Here is a 23,566-nt window from a genome sequence, read left to right as displayed (position 1 = left end):
TGATGAGTTCAAGCGACGGCACCTCGGCGGGTCGACCGCCGGTCCGCGACAGCCTGCTGGTCCTGTCCGACTCTCTGGCCTACTACGGACCCACCGGTGGTCTACCTGCCGATGACTCCCGGATCTGGCCGGTTCTGGCGGCCGAACGCCTGGATCTGCGTCTGGAGTTGTTCGGGCGCATCGGGTGGACCAGTCGTGACGTGTGGTGGGCCCTCACCCAGGACCCGCGCATCTGGTCGGCGGTTCCGAGGGCCAAGGCCGTGGTGTTCGCCTTCGGAGGGATGGATTCGTTGCCGTCCCCGCTACCGACGGCGCTCCGTGAGCAGATTCGGTACATCCGTCCCCCGGCGCTTCGGCAGCAGGTTCGCAACGCATACGGGTGGCTGCAGCCGAGACTCTCGCCGCTCGGATGGCCGTTGGCGTTGCCGCCCGCGTTGACCACCGACTACCTGACGAAGATCCACGAGGCCCTGGTCGCGGTTCGGCCCGACCTGCCGGTGGTCGCCTGCCTGCCGTCCACCCATCGGAGTCCGTACTACGGGAAAGTGCATGCCGGGCGACCGAAAACCGTTGGCGCGATGACTGATTGGGCCACGCAGGCGCAGGTCCCCCTGGTCGACCTGCTGGACCCGACGGCACGCCATTTCGACCACGGTGAAGGCAACCCGGACGGGATCCACTGGGGGTTCGGCTGTCATCGGGAAGTGGCCGACCTGGTGGGCGATGCCGTCGCCGCCGCGACCGCGACTAGCGTGGCATTGTGACCGTCACCATCGTCACCGACTCGTCGGCCCGCCTACCCGCGCCGATCCGCGAGCGGTACCGCATCGAGCAAGTACCCATGCATGTGCTGACCGCCGATCAGGATTTGCTCGAAGATGTCGACGACATCGGCCCGGACATCTTCAACGATCCGCAGACCACCACGTCCGGCGTCTCCCCGGCCGATCTCGAGGCCGCCTACGAGAAGGCGGTCGACCTCAGCGACGGCGACGGCGTGATCGCCGTGCATCTGTCGCGTCGGTTCAGTGGGACATGGGGCTCGGCGAGACTGGCGGCCGAAAAGTTCCAAGGCCGGATCCGAGTGGTCGATTCCCGCACCGTGGGTCTGGGGGTCGGGTTTGCGGCGATCGCCGCCGCGCAGACCGCGGAGACCGGCGCCGACATGGACCGGGCGTATGAGGCAGCGATCCGGGTGGGGTCCACCACGGAGTGTCTGCTGTGTGTACAACAACTCGAGAACCTGCGGTCGAGTGGTCGCATCGGTGCCACCACCCGCCTGTTCGCCTCGGCCCTCGCGATCAAGCCGATACTTCGGGTGGTCGATGGCACGCTGGCGCTCAAGGAAAAACAGCGAACCATGTCCAAGGCGATCGCCAAGATGATCGACACGGCCGTGGACGTCGCCGAACGCCGTCCCATCACGCTGGGTGTACAGCATTGCGACGCACCCGAATTAGCAGAGCAGATCATCGACTCCCTGCAGTCCAAGCTCACCATCACCTCGCTGGTGCAATCCGACCTCGGGCCCGTGTTGTCGCGACATGTGGGGAGCGGTGCGGTGGGGATCGCTGTGACAACGTCGCTCGACCACATCGATGTCGACTGACTTTGTCAACACTCGCCGGGTTGTCCACAGCACCGCGCCGCCGGGTGGCGTTCTGATCTGAACGCAGAAATCTGTCTCCTACCGTTCGGGTATGAGAAGCAACCTGGACCGGTTGACGGCGTCGCCGACCGCGCCGGACACGCCTGAGCCATCCGTCCCGGTGGCAGAACCGATGGCCCCTGCCTGGCTCGGTTCGGCGCAGTGGATGCACGACAACCCGGATTCGCCCGATGGCGGTGGCGATGCCCCGCCGGCGGGTGCGGCCGGCGGCGCACGTGGTCACTGGACCGATGACCCCGATGACCCCGACGACCTCGATGCCGGACCGCTGCGACGGCGGTGGCGTTCGACCCCGGCAGCGGCGATCGGGTTGGTGGCGGTCGGCATCGTGGCAACTCTGATCGCCCTGTACACCGCGTTCGCCGGGCCTGACGCGGGATCCGAGGTGCCCGTGAGCTTTCCGGAATCGGCAGGGGTTCCGGCCCCGGAAGCGACGCCGTCGCCGCCGAGCCCTGCACCCCCGGCGGAACTGGTGGTGAGTGTGGTCGGTTTGGTGCACCGTCCCGGATTGGTTCGGTTACCTCCACAAGCTCGTGTTGCCGACGCCATCGACAAGGCGGGGGGAGCGAAGCAGAACGCAGATCTGTTGAGCCTCAACCTGGCCCAGCCACTTCGGGATGGTGATCAGGTACTCGTCGGTTTCACCGACCCGGCGGGAGGGTTCCAGATGCGCAGTGCCGTCGTCGCGGTGGACGGTGCCGGGAGTCCGCCGGCCGCTGCCGGCACCGCACCACCGGGCCCGGTGCGGCAGGAACGGCCGATGGGGCGGGCACGGTGAACCTGAACACGGCGACCGAAGCCGAGCTGGACACGCTACCCGGGGTGGGCCCGGTCACCGCGGCCGCGATCATCGCGTGGCGGCAGGCCCACGGGAACTTCACCTCGGTCGATCAGCTGGCCGAAGTCGACGGGATCGGTCCCGCCCGCCTCGAGAAGCTGAAGGACAAGGTCACGGTGTGAACGGCACCGACGTCCGGGCGCCCACGTCGGTGGGTCTCGACGTGCGGCTGGTGCCCGCGGCAGTCGGAGCGTGGACGATGACGGTCGTGGGGATTGTTGGCCCCCTTGGCATCACGGTTGCGGCGAGCGTATCGGCCAGTGTGGTTGCGCTCGTGGCGATCGCTTGGACGGCACGCGGATCTCGTCTGCTGGTTCTGCCTGTGGTGTTGGGGGTCGCCGGAACCATGGCCGGATTCGGGTGGGCGCTGGTGGTGCGTCAGCACCAACTGGCCGAGCACCCGCTGGCGGCCGAGTCGATGCGCGGAAGCAAGACAACCATGACCCTTCGGGTGTCAGACGACCCGCGCATCATCGCCGGCACGGATCGAGTGGTGCTTGCGGTCGATGTGGTGGCGGTGCGGGGCCGGGACGTCACCGACGTGGCGGCAACCGTGCTGGGGCCGATGGACGGATGGTCCGGTCTTGTTCCGGGACAAACACTCTCGACTGTTGCCAAGGTGTCCGCGCCGCGGCGCCCTGACCTCACCGTGGCCACGCTGACCGTCTCCGCGCCGCCGAGCCGCGTGAGAGCGCCGCCCTGGTACCAGCGCGTCGGAGCAGAGGTCCGAACCCGGTTCCAGGAGACGGCCTCACGGGCACTGGTCACCCCGGAATCGGGGTTGGTGCCCGGAATGGTGCTGGGGGACATCTCGACTCTGGACGATGACCTCAAGACCGCATTTCGAACGTGCGGGCTGTCGCACCTCACGGCTGTGTCGGGCGCTAATTTTGCGATCATCATCGGTGCTCTGCTCCTGGCCGTGCGAGCGGTGGGTGCCGGGCCCCGCCTGTCGGTGGCTGTGATCGCCTGCGCCATCGTGGTTTTTGTGCTGCTGGTCCGACCGAGTCCGAGTGTGGTGCGGGCAGCTGTGATGGGTGCGGTGGGACTGCTCGCATTGCTGGTCAGGCGACGGGCCCAGGCGATGCCAGCGCTGTGTACGGCCATCGTTGTGCTGTTGCTGATCTGGCCCGCCTTTGCCGTCCATCCGGGGTTCATGCTGTCGATCGCGGCAACCGCTGGGCTGATCGTGATGGCGCCGCCGATCGTGGATCGGCTTCGACGGCACCGCGTTCCGGGTGGTCTCGCCGAGGTGCTTGCCGTCGCCGTCGCGGCGCAGGTGGTCACCCTTCCGATCGTCGTGATGATCAGCGGTCAGATCAGCCTGGTGGCGATCGTCGCGAACATCGCGGTGACACTTGCGGTCCCGCCCATCACGGTGCTGGGTACGGCCGCTGCGGCCCTGGTGGTGCTCTGCCCGCCGCTGGCAACGTTGCTGGTCCGGTTCGTCGGTCCGGCGCTGTGGTGGATGGTGGTGGTGGCCGAGCAGTTGAGTTCTCTTCCGATGGCCACGATCACTCTGTGGTGACCTGTCGTCGGTCTCTGGCACGATGACCGGGTGAGCAGTGTGCATCTGGTGTTGGGCGACGACGAGTTCCTCTGTGAGCGGGCAACCGCGGGCATCGTTGCCGCTGTCAGGGGGGCGGTCGACAATCCTGGCGATATCCCGGTGACGCGGCTGCGCGCCGGAGATGCGACCGAACACGAACTCGCAGAACTGCTCAGTCCGTCGTTGTTCGCCGAAGATCGCATCGTGATCCTGGAGGCCGCCGGTGAAGCCGGGAAGGAACCGGCCAAGCTGGTCACCGAAGTGGCAGCGAGTCCACCTGAAGGCGTCACGCTGGTGGTGGTCCATTCAGGATCGGGGCGTGCGAAATCCATGGTCGCTGCCCTGCGGAAGTCGGGTGTCGAAGAACATGACTGCGCTGCGCTCAAACCATCGGCGCGAGCGGATTTCGTCCGCAACGAGTTACGCAGTCACGGGGTGAAGGCGGGCCCCGACGTCATCGAGAAGATCTTGGATTCGGTACGGGCAGACCTGCGCGAGCTGGCTGCAGCATGCAGTCAGTTGGCCGCCGACACCGGGGGCAAGGTGGATGTGGCCGCGGTCGCCCGCTACTACTCGGGTCGCCCGGAGATCACCGGCTTCGAAGTCGCAGACAAGGCGGTCACCGGTGACCGGCCTGGAGCGCTGGAATCGTTGCAGTGGCTCATCATCACGGTGTTCCGCACGTTCTGCTCGCCGATGCGTTGGCCGAAGCGGTGCATGCGATCGCCCGGGTTCGCGGTATCGGCAGAATGGATCAGTATTCGGCTGCGTCGGAACTGGGCATGCCGCCGTGGCGGGTGAAAAAGGTTCAGGGCCAGGCGTCGGCGTGGGACTCGGTGTCCATCGCCAAGGCGATGACCGTGGTGGCAACCTTGAACGGCGAGGTGAAAGGTCAAGCCGCCGACGCGGATTACAGTCTGCAACGCGCGGTGGCCGCGGTCGCAGATCTGCGTCCCTCTCGTCGTCGCTGACGCCGTTGACCGTGCCGAAACAGCCGTTGACCGTGCCGTAACAGCCGCTGACCGTGCCGAAAAAGTGGGCACGAGCATCTCGACTCGCTGTAGCGATCGGGAGACTGAGGTGCTTAGGCCCACTCGATTCGACTTACGGCACGGTGAACTAGCGTTTCGGCACGGTCGATGCGAACTAGGGCCCGGTGAACGGGAGTTTCGGCACGGTCAACGGCTTTGGTCCGAAAAACGCGGTGATGACAGACGACGCTCACCCCGACGACCGCGTGGGGGATCGTCGGGGTGAGCGAGTTATAAAAGTTCAGTTGTGCCCGGTTATCGGGCGGGCTCGATCAGAGCTTGTTGAGCGAGACAGCCATCGCCGATTTCTTGTTGGCTGCCTGGTTGGCGTGGATGACGCCCTTGCTCGCGGCCTTGTCGAGCTTCTTGCTGGTGCTGACCAGCAGCTCGGAAGCCTTGTCCTTCTCGCCGGCTGAGACAGCCTCGCGGAAGGAGCGAATCGCGGTCCGCAGCGACGACTTCACCGACTGGTTGCGCAGCCGTGCGCTGTCGTTGGTCTTGTTCCGCTTGATCTGCGACTTGATGTTTGCCACGCGTGTGTTTTCCTTAGCTCAGCGATACGGGTTTTGGTGTCAGCACCAGCGCACTACGTTACCAGCCGGCCCGGTGTGCACCCAAATCGCAGCGGCGCAGGTAGCGGATACCGCAGGCAAGACTGCCAACACCAGCCACTTACGGCACGATGTTCACATGAGTGCGGCAACTGCAGCAGGGTCAAAGCGCGCCGTGGCCACTCGTGCCACCGGTACCAAGGTGTCAGCCGAGACCACGACGGGCAAGAAGAAGCCGGCAAAGGTGGCCGGGCCGAAAGGCAACGGTTCCAAGCCGCCGGCCAAGAAGACCGCGGCGAAGGGCGCTGCGAAGCCGAGCGGCATCTTCAACGGCTACGCCGCGGGCCCTTATGACGGCGCGTTCGACGAGATGTTCGACGACAACGGCGAGGTTCGCGGACCGTACCGGGGGATCCACAAGTCCCTGGGCAGTTACGACGGTGCCGACCTCGACACCCGCGTCGACGCTCTCGGTCGGGCCTTCATCGATCAGGGCATCACGTTCTCGCTGTGCGGCAGGAGCGCCCCTTCCCGCTCGACGTGGTTCCCCGAGTCATCTCGGCAGGTGAATGGGCCAAGCTCGAACGCGGAATCACCCAGCGGGTCAAAGCCCTGGAGATGTTCCTCGACGACATTTACGGCGAGCAGGAGATCCTGCGCGACGGGGTCGTTCCCAAACGGCTGATCACCTCATGTGAGCACTTCCATCGCCAGGCGGTGGGTATCAGGCCTCCCAACGGGGTTCGTATCCACGTCGCCGGCATCGACCTGATCCGCGACGAGCACGGTGACTTCCGGGTGCTCGAGGACAACCTGCGCTCGCCATCGGGTGTGTCGTACGTGATGGAGAACCGTCGCACCATGGCCAGGGTGTTCCCGGATCTGTTTGCCTCACACCGGGTTCGGGCGGTCGGCGATTACTCGACCCACCTGCTCCGGGCCCTGCGGGCGTCGGCGGCATTCAACGAGGCCGACCCGAACGTCGTCGTCCTCACCCCCGGCGTGGCGAACTCTGCGTACTTCGAGCACTCGCTTCTCGCGAGGCAGATGGGTGTGGAATTGGTGGAGGGCCGCGACCTCTTCTGCCGCGACAACGTGGTGTACATGCGAACCACGGAGGGGGAGCAGCGAGTAGACGTGATCTACCGCCGCATCGACGACGACTTCCTCGACCCGATGCAGTTCCGCCCCGACTCCATGCTGGGCGTCGCCGGACTGCTCAACGCGGCACGTGCCGGCAACGTGGTGATCTCCAGTGCCGTCGGCAACGGGGTCGGTGACGACAAGCTCACGTACACCTACGTTCCCGAGATCATCGAGTACTACCTGGGCGAGAAGCCCAGCCTCGGCAACGTCGACACCTTGCGTTGCTGGCTCGACGACGAGCGCGAGGAGGTGCTCGACCGGATTGACGAACTCGTGGTGAAACCCGTTGAGGGATCAGGGGGTTACGGCATCGTCTTCGGTCCCGATGCCACATCGGAGGAACTGGACGTGCTGGCCCGCAAGGTCAGACTCGACCCTCGTGGCTGGATCGCGCAGCCGGTGGTGCAGCTCTCGACGGTGCCCACCAAGATCGGTGGCAAGCTGGCGCCGCGTCACGTGGATCTGCGTCCGTTTGCCGTCAACGATGGCGAGTCGGTGTGGGTGCTGCCCGGCGGGCTGACCCGGGTGGCGCTCCCGGAGGGCAGTCTGGTGGTCAACTCGAGCCAGGGTGGTGGCTCCAAGGACACCTGGGTTCTCGCGACCCGTACGTCGGGTGAGGAGCGGGAACTCTCGGGCGACGAACTCGTCCGGAGCCAAGACCTCAGGGCTCCGAGTACTCCCACCGAGCAGGGGCCGGACACCGCCGCCATGCAGGATCAGCAACAACAGCAGCAACAGCAGGCGGGTGTGACCGGTCGACACAGTCAGATCCAGAGTCAGGGTCCGACCGGTCAGAGGCAGAGCCAGTCGATGTCGCAGCAGGGTGGTGCCCGCCGATGATGCTCGCACGCAACGCCGAATCCCTGTACTGGATCGGACGCTACGTAGAACGCGCCGACGACACAGCCCGGATCCTTGATGTGGCGGTACACCAACTGCTCGAGGACGCCACGGTTGATCCCGACGGCCGGTGTCGACTGGTCTTGCAGGTGCTGGGGATGGAGTTGCCCCCAGCCGATGTGGAGCTGGACGCCTGGTCGTTGACCGACCGGGTCGCCTACTCCAAGAAGGAACCTGGCTCCATCGTCGACAGCGTGGGTCAGGCCCGGGAAAATGCAAGGGGCGCACGCGAAGTCACGTCGAGCGAGATGTGGGAATGTCTCAACACCACCTACAACGGCCTGGGTGACGCCGAGCGGGCGTCGCGCAAGCTCGGGCCGTACGAGTTCCTGTCCTTTGTCAAGAACCGGGCGGCGATGTTCGCCGGACTGGCCGACGCCACCCTCAGCCACGATGACGGTTATCGCTACCTCCTGCTCGGCCGATCGGTCGAGCGTGTGGACATGACCATCCGGATGTTGTTGTCGCGCGCGGGTGACCGATCGGGTTCACCGGCGTGGGTGACGGTGCTGCGGTCCGCGGGTGCACACGACACCTACCTACGGACCTACCGGGGCGCACTCGATGCGACCCGGGTGGTCGAATTCCTGCTCCTCGACCGGCTGTTCCCACGATCGGTGTTCCACGCGATCAGCCTGGCCGAACGGCAATTGATCGAGCTCGACAACCGGCCGAGCCGGGTGGGCGCGCAGGCCGAGGCGCAACGTCTCCTGGGCCGGGCACGAAGCGGGCTCGAGTTCATGCAGCCAGGAATGTTGTTGGACGACTTGCAGACCCGGTTGCTCGATCTGCAGGAGACGTGCCGCGAGGTCAGCGAGGCCGTGACGGCCCAGTACTTTCACGTGTCGCCGTATGTCGCGTGGGCGGATACGTCCGCAAGCGATTCGGTCGACCGATTCATCGAGGAGAGTGAGCTGTGAGCTGGCGATTGCGGGTCGTGCATTCGACGGGATTTGCCTACAACGCCCCGGTCACCTCTTCGTACAACGAGGCCCGGCTGACGCCCCGGAGCGATACCCGGCAGAACGTGATCATCAACCGCGTGGAGACGATCCCCGCGACGAGGTCGTATCGGTACACCGACTACTGGGGGACCGCGGTCACCGCCTTCGACCTGCATGCTCCTCACGAGGAACTCGAGGTGTCGGGCCTGTCGGTGGTCGAAACCGAGCCCGACGCAATGCCTTCGGACGACGAATTGCTCGATTGGGAATCGCTGCACCACGACTCGGTGATCGACCGATATGACGAGGTGCTGAGCAACACCGGATACGTACCGGTGAGCAGGCAGCTCGGTCAGGTGGCCAAACGCCTCACCAAGGGGCTCACCCCTCAAGAGGCTGTGCTCGCCGTGTGCCAATGGGTGCACACCGAGATGGAGTACGTTCCCGGCACCACCGGCGTCCACACCTCCGCGGTCGAGGCCTGGAAAGAAAAGAAAGGCGTCTGCCAGGATTACGCGCACCTGTCCTTGGTGATGTTGCGCAGCCTCGGCATCCCGTCGCGCTATGTGTCCGGCTACCTGCACCCGAGCAGGTCGGCAGTCATCGACCGCACGGTCGAGGGGCAGAGTCATGCGTGGGTCGAGGCCTGGACCGGCGGGTGGTGGGGGTACGACCCCACCAACGACCTCGCGATCTCCGAGCAGCATGTGTCGGTCGGTGTGGGCCGCGACTACTCTGACGTGCCTCCGCTCAAGGGGATCTACACAGGCGCGGGCGCCAAGGACCTCGAGGTGAAGGTAGAGATCACCCGTTTGGCGTGATCGCCACCCATTCGCTCGCTGTGCACCAAACCCTCGGTGTGCGGCCGTTCCGGTGTCACAGTCGTGCAATGACCATTGCAGCAAAGCGATCCGTTGTCCCGTTTGTTGTCAGCGCAACCGGTAGCGGGGTCGCGCAACGTCTTGTCACCGGCGGCTCGGCTCACGAGTTCCACACCGATGCCTACCCAGCGTTCGGCGGTGAGGACAAGGCCCCGAGCCCGTTGTTCTACGCTCTCGGCGCACTGACGTCGTGCAATCAGGTCACCGCGTCGCTGGTTGCCAAGGACCTCGGGATCGCGTTGGGGGAGTTCACCTTCGAGGTGCAGGGTGATCTCGACACCGCAGTCCTCGTGCAAGGCTCCGAAGGTAACGCCAACTTCGACAAGGTCACCGTGTCGGCCGTGGTCGAATCAGACGCAAGCGAGCAACAATTCTCCGAGTTCGTCGCCGAAACCGAACGACGGTGCCCTGTCTCGCAGCTCTTCGTGCGCAGCGGTCTCGACTTCGTCAACAACTGGACGCAGGCGCCGCTGTCCTGAGTTAGACGTGGGTGGCCGGATTCAACGCCACCCGTACCGGTCTCGCAGAACTGTTGCGATCCGATCGAATTGGCCTGGATCGACGATCGCACCCTCGCGGCGGATGGCATTTTCGGGCACCGTGAGCACCCGGTCGAGCCGGGCGAAGCTCTCGCGGTGGGCGCTGTCCCACTCGCCGGTCCCGATGCTCATCCAGTTCGCGTCGTCGCGCCGGTGCTCCTGACTGGAGAGCATGAGTCCGACGAGATCGGGTCCCTCCCGTCCGACCACCACGACCGGACGGTCCTTACCTCGACCTGGATCATCTTCGAACTCGACCCAGGTCCACACCACCTCGCCGGGATCGGCTGCGCCGTCGAGGCGGGGAGAGTAAGCAATCTCCCGCGCGTGTGTGGCCGTCGGCGACGTGCGCGTCACCCGGTTCCCACGCGGTGAGGGCGCAGATTCCCGGCCGGGCCGTGTGGCCGCAGAGCGGGTGAGTTCGCGCACCACGCGCGGCCCGTGTCGACGGATCAACGACATCGCCATCTGCCCCAAGGTGCCTGCCACGCCGTCAGCCTATCGAGAAGAAGTCGAGCACCTCGGTGGCGATCAGCCGCGGCGCGCCTGACCGATCGGGTTTGAGGTCGTGGCCGACCTTGGGGAGATCGAGGAATCGGGTCGGTGACGGGATCATCGCGATGGCGGCGGTCAGCTCGTCCGTGGTGCCGAACGGGTCGGTGGCGCCGTGGATCACCAGGACCGGCTTGGTGATGGAGGGCAGGTGATCGGTGCGCATCTTCTCCGGTCGTCCGGGTGGGTGCAGCGGGTACGAGGTCAGCAACAGTCCATCGGCGATGTCGGGGTTCTCGGCCACCGTCATCGAGGCCTGGCGTCCTCCGTACGAATGGCCGCCGACGATCAGGGGGCCGGCAGCCTGATCGCGGAAGGCGTCACACGCCGCGGCTATCCCTGCGCGGTCGGCTGCCGCGCCGGAAGGATGAGGCGGCCCCTTGGGTCGTTTCTGACGGTAGGGCAGGTCGATGCGGGCGACAGCGATCCGGCGGTCGCACAATTCCTCGGCGATGCGGCGCAGGATGACCGCATTGTGGTCACCGCCCGCGCCGTGCGCGAGCACGACCACGGCGAGCGGGTCGCCATCGGGCCGATGCAATGCGCCGGCCACACCTTCTGACTGCCACTCCTCGACGCTCACGTCCTGAACATTAGCGTCGAGACCGCCGATGGATGGTCGATGTGCCTGCGCATGAGAAACTGGACGGGTATCTCGGCCACTGCAAGGAGTGAGTTCAATTCCCAGGCTTTCCGACACCACGTTCACCGATCCCGCGAAGATCCGGAATTTCTGCATCATCGCTCACATCGACCACGGCAAGTCGACGTTGGCGGACCGGATGTTGCAGGTCACCGGTGTGGTCGAGGGGCGCGACATGCGGGCGCAGTATCTGGACCGGATGGACATCGAACGTGAGCGCGGCATCACGATCAAGGCCCAGAACGTCCGGCTGCCCTGGAACGTGGACGGCACCGACTACGTGATGCACCTGATCGACACCCCCGGTCACGTGGACTTCACCTATGAGGTGTCACGTGCACTGGAAGCGTGTGAAGGCGCAGTGTTGCTCGTCGACGCGGCCCAGGGCATCGAGGCTCAGACGTTGGCCAACCTGTACCTGGCGCTGGACAAGGACCTGACGATCATCCCGGTTCTGAACAAGATCGACCTGCCGGCCGCCGACCCCGACCGTTACGCAGCCGAGATCGCTCACATCATCGGCTGTGAACCCGACGACGTCCTGAGGGTCTCGGGCAAGACCGGCGTCGGCGTCACGGAGCTGCTCGACGAGGTGGTGCGGCTGATCCCGGCTCCGGTCGGCGATTCCGACGCCCCGCCCCGCGCGATGATCTTCGACTCGGTCTACGACACCTATCGCGGCGTCGTCACGTACGTCCGTGTGGTGGACGGCAAGATCGTGCCCCGCGAGAAGATCAAAATGATGTCCACCGGCACCACCCACGAACTCCTCGAGGTCGGCATCGTCTCGCCGGACCCGAAGCCGTCCAAGGGGCTGGGCGTCGGCGAGGTGGGCTATCTGATCACCGGTGTGAAAGACGTCCGCCAGTCCAAGGTCGGTGACACCATCACCTCTGCGCGTCATGGCGCGGAGACCCCGCTGACGGGCTACCGCGAGCCACGGCCGATGGTCTACTCCGGTCTCTACCCGGTGGACGGGTCCGATTACCCGGTCCTGCGAGAAGCCCTCGACAAGCTGCAGCTCAACGACGCCGCACTGGCGTACGAGCCAGAGACGTCGGTGGCGTTGGGGTTCGGTTTCCGTTGCGGCTTCCTCGGGTTGCTGCACATGGAGATCAGCCGCGAACGACTCGAAAGGGAATTCGGCCTGAACCTGATCTCCACCGCACCGAACGTGGTGTACCGCGTGGAGATGGAGGACGGCACCGAGCACATCGTCACGAATCCGTCCGATTGGCCGGACGGCAAGGCACGCAACATCTTCGAGCCGATTGTGAAGACGACGGTGATCGCACCGAGCGAATTCGTCGGTTCGATCATGGAGCTGTGTCAGTCCCGGCGTGGCGAACTCGGCGGGATGGACTATCTGTCCGAGACCCGCGTGGAACTGCGCTACACCCTGCCGATGGCCGAGATCATCTTCGACTTCTTCGATTCGCTCAAGTCGCGTACCCGCGGCTACGCCAGCCTCGACTACGAGGAGGCAGGCGAGCAGGTGTCGAGCCTGGTGAAGGTGGACATCCTCCTGCAGGGTGAAGCCGTCGACGCCTTCAGTGCAATCGTCCACAAGGACGGCGCCGCTGCCTACGCCACGAAGATGACAACCAAGCTAAAGGAACTCATTCCCCGCCAGCAATTCGAGGTCCCCATCCAGGCCGCCATCGGTGCCAAGATCATTGCGCGCGAGAACATTCGGGCGATCCGCAAAGACGTCTTGGCCAAGTGCTACGGCGGCGACATCAGCCGTAAGCGCAAGCTGCTCGAGAAGCAGAAAGAGGGCAAGAAGCGGATGAAGACGATCGGTCGGGTGGAGGTCCCGCAAGAGGCGTTTGTGGCTGCACTGTCGTCGGATGCGTCGAGCGACAAACCCAAGGGCAAATAAGGCCGGAGGGAATCAGGACCGAAAGTCAAGCACCGCAGTACCATCGGGCCATGCCCTCTAACCCGGTCCTGGCCCGTAGTCCCCATCTGCACGGTCTGCCCGACTTCCCGTCGTTCACCGACGACGACTTCGTGCCCGCCTTCGAAGAGGCGATGGCCGAGCACCTGCGTGAAGTGGAGAAGATCGCCGGCGCTCGCGCCGAACCGACCTTCGCCAACACCATCGAGGCACTCGAACGCAGCGGGCAGGCGCTGGCGCGGGCGGCAGGCATCTTCTTCAACCTCACCGGTGCCGACACCAACCCCAAGCGCAATGCGATCGCCACCGAGCTCGCACCGAAGCTCACCGCGCACGGCAACGCCATCGCACTGCACGCCGGCTTGTTCGCCAGGATCGACACGTTGTTCCAGAACCGCGACGGCCTCGGTCTGGACGAGCCATCGCTGCGTTTGCTCGAACGGCGCCATCGCGACGCGATCCGCGCCGGGGCCGGTCTCGACGCCGACGGCCAGGCCCGGATGCGGCAGATCTCCGAGCGCCTTGCCACCCTCACGACCGAGTTCGGTCAGCGAATACTGAACGACAGCAACGACTCTGCGGTGCTCGTCGACGACGTGGGCAAGCTCGCCGGTTTGTCCGACGGCCAGATCGCGGCTGCGCGCCGCGCCGCGCAGGATGCAGGACACGACACCGGGTATCTCCTCACCCTCGAATTGCCGTCGAGCCAATCCGCTCTCGCCGTGCTGGAGGATCGCGACACCCGGATCCGGCTGTACGAGGCGTCGGTGAACCGCTGTTCGCGTGACAACAACAACGACACCCGGGCACTCATCCTCGACATCGTCCGTCTTCGTGCCGAACGGGCACGTCTACTGGGTTATCGCGACCACGCCGAGTATGTGATCGCGGAAGAGACCGCTCCGAGTCCCGAGGCCGTCGAGGAACTGCTGAGAGACCTGATCGCGTCGGCCATGCGGGCAGGGGGGCGCGAGCTCACCACCATCACCGAGACCGTCGGCACCGACATAGGTCCGGCGGATCTCACGTATTGGCTTGCGCGGCAGGAAGAACAGCGTGCTGCGGTCTCGTTGAGCGGGCTGTCGGACTACCTCGAACTCGACAGCGCGCTTGCCAATGGAGTGTTCTACGCCGCCGGCCGACTCTATGGTCTGCGGTTCGTCGAGTTGGACAACGTGCCCACGTATCACCCTGATGTCCGCGTCTGGCAGGTGTTCGACCGCACCAACACCTCGATCGGATTGTTCCTCGGCGACTTCTTCGCCCGCCCGAGCAAGCGGGGCGGCGCCTGGATGAACAACTTCATCGATCAGAGCCTGCTGCTCGAGTCCCGTCCGGTGATCGTGAACGTACTGAATCTGACAAAACCCGATGAAGGTGAGAAGTGCCTGCTCACCATGGACCAGCTGACCACACTGTTCCACGAGTTCGGACACGCACTGCACGGCCTGCTGTCGGCGGTGCGGTACCCGTCGCAATCGGGGACATCGGTCCCTCGGGACTTCGTCGAGTTCCCGTCACAGGTGAACGAGATGTGGGCGCTGCACCCAGAGGTGTTGCGACAGTACGCAAAACACCACGAGACCGGACAACCCATCCCTGATGACCTCGCCGAGGCCGCCAGGGCAAGCGCGGACGTCGAGTCGGCCCACGGCACCATCGAGTACCTGGCGGCCGCGATCCTCGACATGGCCTGGCATCGGGTGACCGTCGAGGATGACATCGACGACGTCGAGGCCTTCGAGAAGGCGGCACTGGCCAACGCCGGTGCCGCGGCCGACCTCATCCCGCCGCGATACCGCAGCGCCTACTTCAATCACATCTTCGGCGGCGGATATTCGGCCGGCTACTACTCGTACATCTGGTCCGAGGTCCTCGACGCCGAGACCGAACAGTGGTTCCTCTCCGGCGGTGGCCTGTCTTCGGATCTGGGGGCCCGGTTCGCCGAGACGACCCTTTCTCGGGGCGACAGCGTGGACCCCATTGCCGCGCACCAGGACCTCCTGGGCCGTCCCGCCGAGATCGAACCCCTGCTGCGTCGGCGCGGTCTGCTACCTGCCTGAGACCAGCACGCCCGCCGCGATCGCGGCCAGTGCCGACTCGGCGGCGCGTTCGGCATCGACCTTCTTCAGAGGCCTTGTCGAGGTGAGGAACTGATAGTAGAGCGGTGCTGACACCTGCCGGATCGCAGCTGCGGCGTCTGTGCCGGCGGGCGCTTCCCCACGGGCGATCCCGTCGAGCACACACGGTGCCCATTCGGCGACGCGGGTGTCGTAGAAATGCGCCAGTGCGTCAGCGGTGCGCGCGTCGCAGGTCGCCGCAGCGATGATCGCCTTGAACAACGGACCTTGACGCTTGTCCGACAGGGTTTTTCGCACCAACGCGGCATTGGCGTGCAGGTCGGCGGACAGGGTGCCGGTGTCTGCCCGCGGCACGGATTCGGCGGCCATCTCCGACAACAGGTCTGCCACCAGGCCGGGCGCCGAACCCCACCGGCGATACACGGTGGTCTTGCCCACACCGGCACGACTGGCCAGGTCGGTGAGGTCGAGGCCGGGTAGGCCTGATTCGGCGAGTACATCTCCGGTCGCACGGAGAACCGAAGCGCGGACCGCCGCCGTTCGGCCGCCTGGTCTGACCATCCCTGGCTCAGTCATGCCAAGAGTGTAACGGGAACGCCGTTTCGTTAACCGAGCTGTCGTGCTACCTTCATTAAAGGAACAAAAGTCCCGTTAAGGAGGAAGATCGTGGAGTATCGGCGCGTGGGTAATTCAGGACTGGTGGTGTCCGAACTAAGCTTCGGCGCAGGCACATTCGGCGGCGCGGGCGAACTCTTCGGAGCCTGGGGCGACACCGATGTCACCCAGGCCCGGAGGATCGTCGACGTGTGTCTGGAGGCGGGCATCACCCTCTTCGACACAGCAGACGTCTACTCCGCCGGAGCCTCGGAGGAGGTTCTGGGCGCGGCGATCGAAGGGCGCCGAGACGATGTGCTCATCTCCACGAAGGCGAGCTTGCCGACGGGAGACGGGCCGTCCGACCACGGGTCGTCGCGATCGCGGTTGATCGGTGCCGTCGAGCGCGCGCTCACGCGGCTGCGGACCGACCGGATCGATCTGTTCCAGCTACACGCCTACGACTCGAGTACGCCGATCGACGAGGTGCTCAGCACTCTCGACCTCCTTCAGCAGCAGGGCAAGATCCGGTACACAGGTGTGTCGAACTTCTCGGGGTGGCAACTGATGAAGTCTCTCGGAATTGCTGACCGCCAGCGCTATTCGCGGTACGTCGCGCACCAGGTCTACTACTCGCTGGTCGGGCGGGACTACGAATGGGAACTGATGCCGCTAGCGGACCAAGAAAGTGTCGGCGCCATCGTGTGGAGCCCACTCGGCTGGGGCAGGCTGACCGGACGTATCCGACGGGGCGAACCCCTGCCGGAAGGAAGCCGGTTGCACGCGACCGCCGATGCGGGCCCGCCCGTCGACGACGAGCTGCTCTTCGACATCGTTGATGCGCTCGCCGACGTCGCAGCCGAGACCGGGCACACGGTCGCGCAGGTCGCCCTCAACTGGTTGTTGCGCCGACCGACCGTCTCCTCGGTGATCGTCGGCGCTCGCAACGAGCAGCAGCTCCGCGACAACCTGGGTGCTGTGGGTTGGCGCCTCGACGCCGAACAGATCGCCCGGCTCGACGCGGTCAGTGTTCGCGAGGCGCCCTACCCCTACTTTCCATATCACCGGCAGGAGGGGTTCGCCCGACTCAACCCACCGATGGTCTGATCGCCGCAGGCTCTCCGATGATGTGGGGTTCTGGCGGTGCCGACCTGGCGGTTTCGTCGCCAGAACCGCACATCATCGGGTTCAGTTGGCGGGGATGAACATCCCGTGGCCTGAGCTTCCTCGGCCCTGATCACATGCATCACCGCATTGATCAACGCCAGGTGGGTGAAGGCCTGCGGGAAGTTGCCGAGCTGGCGGCCGGTGGTGGGCTCGATCTCTTCGGCGTAGAGCTTCAGCGGACTCGCGAACGACAACAGACGCTCGCACAAGGCTTTTGCCCGCGGCAGCTCACCGATTTCCACCAGGGCGGACACCAGCCAGAAGGAACAGATGGTGAACGATCCCTCTTCGCCGGACAAGCCGTCGTCTGTCTCCTCCACCCGGTACCGGAGCACCAGACCGTTCTCGCTCAGTTCGTCGGCGATCGCGAGCACGGTGTTGCGCACGCGGGGGTCCTCGGCGGGCAGAAACCTCAGCAACGGCACGAGCAGAAGAGACGCGTCCAGGGCGTCGCTGCCGTAGCGCTGAGTGAAGATCCCGCGATCGTTGACCCCGAACTCGAGGATGTCGGCCTTGATCTCCTGAGCCTTCTCGGCCCACGTCTTGGCGTACGACGTCTCACCGTGGATGGCAGCCAGTTTGGCCCCCCGGTCGAGTGCGATCCAGCACATCACCTTCGACGAGGTGAAGTGCTGCGGTTCGCCACGCACCTCCCAGATCCCGCGGTCGGGGTGGCGCCAATGTTTGATGGCTTCTTCGACCTGTGCCTTCAACACAGGCCACAATGTCTCCGAGACGGTTTCGGTGGTCTTGGTGTTCAGGTAGACGGAGTCGAGCATGGTGCCCCAGATGTCGTGCTGTGACTGGTTGTAGGCGCCGTTGCCGATCCGCACCGGGCGTGCCCCGTCGTAACCGGACAAGTGATTGAGCTCAGATTCTTCGAGAGTCCGCTCGCCGCCCACCCCGTACATGACCTGGAGTGGATGGTGCTCGCCGTTCGTTGCTCCCGACACATCGGCGATGAACGAGAAGAAATCGCCGGCCTCGCGGTCCAAGCCCAAGGTGTACAGGCCCCACAGGGCGAATGTGGAGTCGCGAACCCAAGCGTAGCGGTAGTCCCAATTGCGTTCGCCCTTGGGTGTTTCCGGCAACGAGGTGGTCGCAGCGGCCAAGAGTGCACCGGTGGGCGAGTAGGTGAGCCCTTTGAGGGTCAGTGCGCTGCGCTGCAGATGATTTCGCCACGGGTGGTCGGGGAAGCTGCCGACGTTGATCCATTGCCGCCAGGATTCGGAGGTCTCCCACATCATCTGGGCCGCATCTTCCCAGGTCTGCGGGGCGGGAGGACTACCCCAGCTCAGGGCGACGAAGATCTCGCTTCCCTCGGTCATCCGGGTGCGGGCCCGGGCCTCACGACCTTCGAGGCCGATCTTGAGATTGGTGGTGAGTTTGAGTGCCGGGAAGTCGCCGGTCACACCGGTCGCGGTGGCGATCGCCTCTCCGTACGCGGGCCCGGAGTACTCCCACTTCGTGCCACCCTTGTGGTAGTCGAATGCCGGCTCGCAGCTCATCGCCAATTCGACGGTGCCGTTCACGCACCGCACGGTCCGCAGCAAGATGTGTTCGGCGTCCCAGTCGGTAGGTGTCCGCTTGTGGGTGCGGGAGCGGGCATCGTTGTCGTGCCACGGTCCCATCACCAGTGCGTCGCGCACGATCAACCAACCCGTATCCGTCTGCCAGGTGGTCTCCACCATCAGGCTTCCCGGAAGGTACCGCCGGTCGACGGGGACGTTCACCCCGTAAGGGGCCAGTTTGAAATGTCCGGCACTACGGTCGAGCACCGCACCGAACACACTGGGGGAGTCCGGCCGCGGAACGCACATCCACTCCACTGATCCGTTCCGGGCGATCAGACAATTGGTTTCGCAATCGGACAAGAAGGCGTAGTCACCGATGGGTGGGAACGCAGATTGCACCACTGGAGCGGACTGATGGGGGGCCGCGCCGCTGAGGGCGGAATGGCTCACATGCGGGCGGGGGACCGCTGTGTTGCCGGTGAGGTCAGAGATGCTGCTGCCCTCGGTTGGGGTTGTCATCGCTCTATCATGCGGTTGCGCGATGCCCCATGCCACCGATGCAGCGATACTCGTAGGGGCGAGCCGCACAGCGTCCGACTCCACCGAACACAGTCCTGGCCGATTTTGAATCACGGTGAACAAAAGTCGTCGGGCTAGGCTGTGGTGGTGGATGCGATGACAACGTGGTGGGACGGCGTCGAGGAGTGGCTGACGTCATTGTCGTTCGTCCCCCAGATTCTTGTCTGCGCCGCGGTGGTCGTACCGCTGGCCATCGGTCTGTCCTATCTGATGAATCTGCTGGTAGACACCTCATTTCGGGTTGTCGACCGGCGCGAGTCCACCGAATCCGATTCCGGAGAACACTGATGCCTCGCTCGAAGGTCACGATGGCCCTGATCGGTTTGATCCTGTTGGTAGTGGTGGCCTGGTTGTTGCTCGGCTGAGCAGGGGCTCATCCGGCCCTCTTTTGGTGAGTTTGCCGACCAATTCATCCTGCTAGTCTTCGGCCTATGTCTGCAGCCGTCGGTTACCGCGTACGCCACACCCTGGCGTTGTTCGCGGTCGATTACCGCTGCGTTTTCGACGCGCTCTGTCGCTGAACACGTTTTCCAGGGCATTGCCCTGCGCTGATTCGACTCGAACACATCCGACCTGAAACAAGGGGACACAACCGTGCTTTTCCGTCTCTCCCGCCGAACGAGTACGCGAAGGCGCGCTCGGAGATCGTCGGCCGGGATCCTCACCATGCTGACCGTGTCCGCGCTGGTGCTCTCGGCCTGCGGCGGCGGTTCCACCGACGAGCCCGGCGGCCAGGACATCTCCAGCGGTTCACGGCACCTCAACCTCTTCGCGTACGCGGTGCCGAAGATCGGCTATGACGCGATCATCCCGGCCTTCCGCGACACCGAGGAGGGCAAGGGCATCGGCTTCTCGCAGTCGTACGGCGCGTCCGGCGACCAGTCACGTAAGGTCGCCCGCCGCGTCCCGGCCGATGTCGTCAACTTCTCCGTCGCACCCGACATCACCCGCCTGGTGAAAGAAGGGGTGGTGGACAAGGACTGGGCCGAGCAATACCCCAACGGCAGTACCCCGTTCGGGTCCGTGGTCGCGCTCGTGGTCCGCGAGGGAAATCCGAAGAACATCCGTACCTGGGACGACCTCTTGAAGCCCGGTGTCCAGGTTGTCACCCCGAACCCCGGTAGTTCGGGATCGGCCAAATGGAATCTGCTGGCGCCGTTCGCCGCCAAGAGCAACGGTGGGCTGAACGAGCAAGCCGGGCTGGACTACGTGGCCGAACTCGTCCGCGACCACACCCGGGTACAGCCCAAGTCCGGCCGTGAGGCGACCACCGCATTCGAGCAGGGTCAAGGCGATGTGCTGATCAGTTACGAGAACGAGGCGATCTTCCTCAAGAACCAGAACCCCACCGCCAAGCCGGGGCAGCGCGTCGACTACGTCATCCCACCCGAGACGTTCAAGATCGAGAACCCGGTCGCAGTGGTGAACTTCAGCAAGGAGAAGGAGGCGGCCAACGCCTTCGTCAGCTATCTGTTCACCCCACCGGCGCAACGGCTCTGGGCGCAGCAGGGTTTCCGTCCCGTCGACCCGACGGTCATCGAGGAGACCAAGGATCTGTTCCCCGGTGTGATCACCAAACTGTGGACGATCAGCGAATTGGGCAAGGTCCTCGGCGAGGGCACCGCCGCGGAGAACAAAGGCAAAGACCTCAAAGGCTGGCCGGCAGTGGACAAAGCGCTGTTCGGCACCTCCGGGGCAATCACCGAGATCTACGACGCCGGAGGCAAGGTATGACCGCCACAGTGACGCCGTTGAAGCCACCCGCTTCATCAGGTCCACCCAAGCGAGGATGGGGCAGCGTCGGGCCGCTCAGCATCGGTATTGCCGGTCTGTGGTTGAGCATCATCGTGCTCCTGCCGCTCGCCGCGATCACCAGTGAGGCATTCGACGACGGTTGGAGTGGATTCTGGGCCGCCGTCAGCGACGACGGCGCGGTCGACGCCCTGAAGGTGACGGTCCTCGTCTCACTGGTCGTCGCACTGATCAACGTGGTGATGGGCACCATCGTGGCCTGGGTCCTGGTCAGGGACGAGTTCCCGGGCAAGCGAATCGTCAACTCGCTCATCGATCTACCGTTCGCGCTCCCCACCATCGTCGCCAGCCTCGTACTGCTCTCCCTGTACGGACCGAGCAGTCCGATCGACATCGAACTCAACGCGACCCGCCCGGCACTGGTGATCGCTCTGACCTTCGTCACGTTGCCGTTTGTCGTTCGTCAGGTGCAGCCCGTGCTGATCGAGATCGACAAAGAGGTCGAAGAAGCAGCCGCGTCTCTGGGTGCAGGCAACTGGACCATCTGGTGGCGGATCATCTTCCCGTCACTGGCTCCGGCGGTGCTCTCGGGTGCAGGTCTGGCCTTCACCCGCGCCATCGGCGAGTTCGGATCGGTTGTGCTGATCGGCGGCAACATCCCCGGCGACACCCAGGTGGCGTCGCAATACATCCAGCAGCAACTCGAGATCGACTCACCAGTTGATGCCGCCGCGGTATCGGTGGCCCTGCTGCTGATCGCCTTTGTCGTGCTGCTCGTCCTGCGAGTACTCGGTCGCTGGACCTCGCGCCGTGAGGAGGCGAACTGATGAAGATCTCCAGATTCCCGCAACTCACCCTGCGTGTGATCGCACTGCTGTATCTCTTTGTGCTGCTGGTGGTTCCGGTGGCACTCATCTTCTATCGGTCGTTCGAGCACGGCATCGGCCAGTTCTGGGACTGGATCACCACGCCCGCAGCGATCTCCGCTCTGCAGCTGAGTCTGCTGATCGTTCTCATCGTGGTCCCGTTGAACGTGGTCTTCGGTGTGTTCACCGCAATGGCTCTGGTACGTGGACGTTTCCGCGGTCGAGGCGTCGTCGAGGCAATCGTCGACCTGCCGTTCGCAGTCTCTCCGATCGTGGTCGGTGTCGCCCTGATCCTGTTGTGGGGGTACGGAGGCTGGTTCGGCGGAGTCGAGAGCCTCGGCTTCCGGGTGATCTTCGGGCTGCCCGGCATGGTGCTCGCAACCATCTTCGTCACACTGCCCTTCGTGGTCCGTGAGGTGGAACCGGTGCTGCGCGAGATCGGAACCGAGCAGGAGGAGGCTGCGGCGACGCTGGGGGCCAACGGCTGGCAGACCTTCTGGCGGATCACGTTGCCCGCCATCAGATGGGGACTCTCCTACGGCGTGGTCCTGACCATCGCGCGCTCGCTCGGCGAGTACGGCGCGGTGATCATCGTGTCGTCGAATCTGCCTGGCATCTCTCAGACCCTCACGCTGCTGGTGTCGTCGCGGTACACCGACGACTACAACGAATACGGCGCCTACGCGGCGGCGACGCTGCTGATGATCATCGCCATCATCGTGCTGCTGCTGATGACACTCGTGCAGCGGCGTACCGGAACCAATCAAATCGAGCGCCGACAGGCGAGCAACGAGTCCGACGCTGCCGCGGACCCGGCCGAGACAGCCCCGAAAACGCAGGAGAGTGAACTGGTATGACGATCTCGGTTATCGACGCGAACAAGCGTTACGGCGACTTCGCCGCCCTCGACAACGTGTCCATCGACATCCCGGTCGGCTCGCTGACCGCACTGCTCGGACCGTCGGGATCGGGCAAGTCGACGCTCCTGCGCGCCATTGCAGGACTGGATCAGCTCGACTCGGGAACCGTGCTCATCAACGGTGACGATGTCACGCGGATCTCCCCACAGCGTCGCGACATCGGGTTCGTGTTCCAGCACTACGCGGCCTTCAAGCACATGACGGTGCGGGACAACGTGGCGTTCGGGCTCAAGATCCGTAAGCGGCCCAAGAACGAGATCAAGGCGAAGGTCGACGAGCTGCTCGAGGTGGTGGGCCTGGCAGGTTTCCAGACCCGTTATCCCGCACAACTGTCCGGCGGACAGCGACAGCGCATGGCGCTGGCGCGAGCGTTGGCCGTGGACCCCAAGGTGTTGTTGCTCGACGAGCCGTTCGGCGCACTCGACGCCAAGGTCCGAGAGGATCTGCGGGCATGGCTGCGCAGGCTTCACGACGATGTCCAGGTGACCACCGTGCTGGTCACCCACGATCAGCAGGAGGCGCTTGACGTCGCCGACCGTATCGCAGTGCTGAACAAGGGTCGCATCGAGCAGATCGGCTCACCGGCCGACCTCTATGACCGGCCGGACAACAAGTTCGTGATGTCGTTCCTCGGCTCGGTGGCAAAGCTGAACGGGGTACTCGTCCGGCCACACGACATCCGCGTCGGCCGAACCCCCGACCTCGCACTGGCGTCCGCAGACAAGAACGCGGCGGAGACCGGAGTACTCAAGGCGCGGGTCAAGCGCGTGGTGTACCTCGGATTCGAGGTGCGAGTCGAACTCAAGAACGCTGCCACGAACGAGGATTTCCACGCCCAGATCACCCGTGGTGATGCCGCGGCGCTGGGCCTGAGGGATGGCGACGACGTGTACGTCAGGGCTACTCGGGTGCCCGACGCCGCGCTCGCCTGACCCTTGACGTGAAGACGA

21 protein-coding genes and 3 pseudogenes are annotated in these 23,566 nt (G+C 64.8%); 19 read left to right on the top strand and 5 right to left on the bottom strand.

The features are described from left to right. Window positions 1-2 precede the first annotated feature (2 nt). From octT to holA, 6 genes and pseudogenes are all read left to right on the top strand, one after another. A complete protein-coding gene (gene octT / locus W823_RS32055) occupies window positions 3-764 on the top strand; it encodes a diglucosylglycerate octanoyltransferase (RefSeq protein ID WP_023954030.1) in 762 nt (253 codons plus the stop codon). Further along, on the top strand, window positions 761-1,609 hold the full coding sequence (locus W823_RS32050) for a DegV family protein (protein ID WP_023954026.1): 849 nt from the start codon (window positions 761-763) through the stop codon (window positions 1,607-1,609). The genes octT and W823_RS32050 overlap by 4 nt, the downstream gene beginning before the upstream one ends. A gap of 91 nt (window positions 1,610-1,700) precedes the next feature. Beyond that, complete coding sequence (locus W823_RS32045; RefSeq protein ID WP_369792553.1) at window positions 1,701-2,447, top strand: SLBB domain-containing protein; 747 nt, start codon at window positions 1,701-1,703, stop codon at window positions 2,445-2,447. Beyond that, the gene (locus tag W823_RS59435; protein ID WP_369792552.1) at window positions 2,444-2,629 is read left to right on the top strand and encodes a ComEA family DNA-binding protein; all 186 of its coding nucleotides are present in this window, start codon (window positions 2,444-2,446) and stop codon (window positions 2,627-2,629) included. The genes W823_RS32045 and W823_RS59435 overlap by 4 nt, the downstream gene beginning before the upstream one ends. Continuing rightward, entirely contained in the window at window positions 2,626-4,035 is a 1,410-nt protein-coding gene (locus W823_RS32040) for a ComEC/Rec2 family competence protein (RefSeq protein WP_023954025.1), read from the top strand. The genes W823_RS59435 and W823_RS32040 overlap by 4 nt, the downstream gene beginning before the upstream one ends. Before the next feature lie 30 nt (window positions 4,036-4,065). Beyond that, window positions 4,066-5,027, top strand: a pseudogene (holA, locus tag W823_RS32035) (DNA polymerase III subunit delta). A 332-nt stretch (window positions 5,028-5,359) separates the two neighbouring features. Here the strand turns inward: holA and rpsT are convergent. After that, a complete protein-coding gene (gene rpsT / locus W823_RS32030) occupies window positions 5,360-5,620 on the bottom strand; it encodes a 30S ribosomal protein S20 (protein ID WP_023954022.1) in 261 nt (86 codons plus the stop codon). Between the two features lie 388 nt (window positions 5,621-6,008). On the opposite strand from rpsT, the pseudogene W823_RS32025 reads away from it, so the two are divergent. The 4 genes and pseudogenes from W823_RS32025 (at window position 6,009) to W823_RS32010 (ending at window position 9,988) form a co-directional block, all read left to right on the top strand. Beyond that, window positions 6,009-7,624 (top strand): annotated as a pseudogene (locus W823_RS32025) (circularly permuted type 2 ATP-grasp protein). After that, window positions 7,624-8,604, top strand: coding sequence for an alpha-E domain-containing protein (locus tag W823_RS32020; protein ID WP_030171937.1), 981 nt, complete (start codon window positions 7,624-7,626; stop codon window positions 8,602-8,604). Before W823_RS32025 ends, W823_RS32020 begins: the two are co-directional and overlap by 1 nt. After that, window positions 8,601-9,449 carry a transglutaminase family protein gene (locus W823_RS32015; RefSeq protein ID WP_023954018.1) on the top strand — a complete coding sequence of 283 codons (849 nt, stop codon included), beginning with the start codon at window positions 8,601-8,603 and terminating at the stop codon, window positions 9,447-9,449. The genes W823_RS32020 and W823_RS32015 overlap by 4 nt, the downstream gene beginning before the upstream one ends. A gap of 68 nt (window positions 9,450-9,517) precedes the next feature. Then, window positions 9,518-9,988, top strand: coding sequence for an OsmC family protein (locus tag W823_RS32010; RefSeq protein ID WP_031331087.1), 471 nt, complete (start codon window positions 9,518-9,520; stop codon window positions 9,986-9,988). A 21-nt stretch (window positions 9,989-10,009) separates the two neighbouring features. Here the strand turns inward: W823_RS32010 and W823_RS0127415 are convergent, their stop codons facing one another. Together W823_RS0127415 and W823_RS32005 are read right to left on the bottom strand one after the other, a co-directional pair. Beyond that, on the bottom strand, window positions 10,010-10,537 hold the full coding sequence (locus tag W823_RS0127415; RefSeq protein ID WP_023954014.1) for a type II toxin-antitoxin system PemK/MazF family toxin: 528 nt from the start codon (window positions 10,535-10,537) through the stop codon (window positions 10,010-10,012). Window positions 10,538-10,541: 4 nt separating this feature from the next. Next, a complete protein-coding gene (locus tag W823_RS32005) occupies window positions 10,542-11,183 on the bottom strand; it encodes an alpha/beta fold hydrolase (protein ID WP_023954012.1) in 642 nt (213 codons plus the stop codon). Window positions 11,184-11,262: 79 nt separating this feature from the next. Between W823_RS32005 and lepA the strand changes: the two genes are divergently transcribed. Together lepA and W823_RS31995 are read left to right on the top strand one after the other, a co-directional pair. Further along, a complete protein-coding gene (gene lepA, locus W823_RS32000; RefSeq protein WP_033335880.1) occupies window positions 11,263-13,125 on the top strand; it encodes a translation elongation factor 4 in 1,863 nt (620 codons plus the stop codon). Between the two features lie 50 nt (window positions 13,126-13,175). Continuing rightward, on the top strand, window positions 13,176-15,206 hold the full coding sequence (locus W823_RS31995; protein WP_023954008.1) for a M3 family metallopeptidase: 2,031 nt from the start codon (window positions 13,176-13,178) through the stop codon (window positions 15,204-15,206). Here the strand turns inward: W823_RS31995 and W823_RS31990 are convergent. Beyond that, window positions 15,195-15,800: a TetR/AcrR family transcriptional regulator gene (locus tag W823_RS31990; RefSeq protein WP_031331084.1), complete on the bottom strand. Its 606-nt coding sequence runs from the start codon at window positions 15,798-15,800 to the stop codon at window positions 15,195-15,197. The genes W823_RS31995 and W823_RS31990 overlap by 12 nt on opposite strands. Before the next feature lie 90 nt (window positions 15,801-15,890). Between W823_RS31990 and W823_RS31985 the strand changes: the two genes are divergently transcribed. After that, window positions 15,891-16,925: an aldo/keto reductase gene (locus tag W823_RS31985; protein WP_023954004.1), complete on the top strand. Its 1,035-nt coding sequence runs from the start codon at window positions 15,891-15,893 to the stop codon at window positions 16,923-16,925. Between the two features lie 77 nt (window positions 16,926-17,002). Here the strand turns inward: W823_RS31985 and W823_RS31980 are convergent. After that, a pseudogene (locus W823_RS31980) lies at window positions 17,003-19,018 on the bottom strand (glycoside hydrolase family 15 protein); the annotation flags it as partial. A gap of 147 nt (window positions 19,019-19,165) precedes the next feature. Here W823_RS31980 and W823_RS31975 point away from each other — a divergent pair. From W823_RS31975 to W823_RS31955, 6 genes are all read left to right on the top strand, one after another. Further along, complete coding sequence (locus tag W823_RS31975; protein WP_197037973.1) at window positions 19,166-19,366, top strand: hypothetical protein; 201 nt, start codon at window positions 19,166-19,168, stop codon at window positions 19,364-19,366. Between the two features lie 143 nt (window positions 19,367-19,509). Then, window positions 19,510-19,599: an Ms4533A family Cys-rich leader peptide gene (locus W823_RS59430; protein WP_317615613.1), complete on the top strand. Its 90-nt coding sequence runs from the start codon at window positions 19,510-19,512 to the stop codon at window positions 19,597-19,599. Between the two features lie 145 nt (window positions 19,600-19,744). Then, the gene (locus tag W823_RS31970) at window positions 19,745-20,812 is read left to right on the top strand and encodes a sulfate ABC transporter substrate-binding protein (RefSeq protein ID WP_031331080.1); all 1,068 of its coding nucleotides are present in this window, start codon (window positions 19,745-19,747) and stop codon (window positions 20,810-20,812) included. Further along, a complete protein-coding gene (gene cysT, locus W823_RS31965) occupies window positions 20,809-21,657 on the top strand; it encodes a sulfate ABC transporter permease subunit CysT (RefSeq protein ID WP_023953996.1) in 849 nt (282 codons plus the stop codon). The genes W823_RS31970 and cysT overlap by 4 nt, the downstream gene beginning before the upstream one ends. After that, complete coding sequence (gene cysW / locus W823_RS31960; RefSeq protein WP_023953994.1) at window positions 21,657-22,553, top strand: sulfate ABC transporter permease subunit CysW; 897 nt, start codon at window positions 21,657-21,659, stop codon at window positions 22,551-22,553. The genes cysT and cysW overlap by 1 nt, the downstream gene beginning before the upstream one ends. After that, on the top strand, window positions 22,550-23,548 hold the full coding sequence (locus W823_RS31955; RefSeq protein ID WP_023953992.1) for a sulfate/molybdate ABC transporter ATP-binding protein: 999 nt from the start codon (window positions 22,550-22,552) through the stop codon (window positions 23,546-23,548). Before cysW ends, W823_RS31955 begins: the two co-directional genes overlap by 4 nt. Window positions 23,549-23,566: the final 18 nt, after the last annotated feature.

This window comes from Williamsia sp. D3 (genome assembly GCF_000506245.1).
Lineage (GTDB): Bacteria > Actinomycetota > Actinomycetes > Mycobacteriales > Mycobacteriaceae > Williamsia > Williamsia muralis.
This window is presented reverse-complemented; position numbering and strand designations above follow the sequence as displayed.

What these genes read in the sequence shown, in the direction of transcription:
- W823_RS32020 (WP_030171937.1), top strand. Translation starts at nt 7,624, where the DNA reads ATGCTCGCACGCAACGCCGAATCCCTGTACTGGATCGGACGCTACGTA.
- W823_RS31995 (WP_023954008.1), top strand. Translation starts at nt 13,176, where the DNA reads ATGCCCTCTAACCCGGTCCTGGCCCGTAGTCCCCATCTGCACGGTCTG.
- W823_RS32045 (WP_369792553.1), top strand. Translation starts at nt 1,701, where the DNA reads ATGAGAAGCAACCTGGACCGGTTGACGGCGTCGCCGACCGCGCCGGAC.
- W823_RS31970 (WP_031331080.1), top strand. Translation starts at nt 19,745, where the DNA reads ATGCTGACCGTGTCCGCGCTGGTGCTCTCGGCCTGCGGCGGCGGTTCC.
- cysT (WP_023953996.1), top strand. Translation starts at nt 20,809, where the DNA reads ATGACCGCCACAGTGACGCCGTTGAAGCCACCCGCTTCATCAGGTCCA.
- W823_RS59430 (WP_317615613.1), top strand. Translation starts at nt 19,510, where the DNA reads ATGTCTGCAGCCGTCGGTTACCGCGTACGCCACACCCTGGCGTTGTTC.
- W823_RS32010 (WP_031331087.1), top strand. Translation starts at nt 9,518, where the DNA reads ATGACCATTGCAGCAAAGCGATCCGTTGTCCCGTTTGTTGTCAGCGCA.
- octT (WP_023954030.1), top strand. Translation starts at nt 3, where the DNA reads ATGAGTTCAAGCGACGGCACCTCGGCGGGTCGACCGCCGGTCCGCGAC.
- W823_RS31955 (WP_023953992.1), top strand. Translation starts at nt 22,550, where the DNA reads ATGACGATCTCGGTTATCGACGCGAACAAGCGTTACGGCGACTTCGCC.
- cysW (WP_023953994.1), top strand. Translation starts at nt 21,657, where the DNA reads ATGAAGATCTCCAGATTCCCGCAACTCACCCTGCGTGTGATCGCACTG.
- W823_RS31990 (WP_031331084.1), bottom strand. Translation starts at nt 15,800, where the DNA reads ATGACTGAGCCAGGGATGGTCAGACCAGGCGGCCGAACGGCGGCGGTC.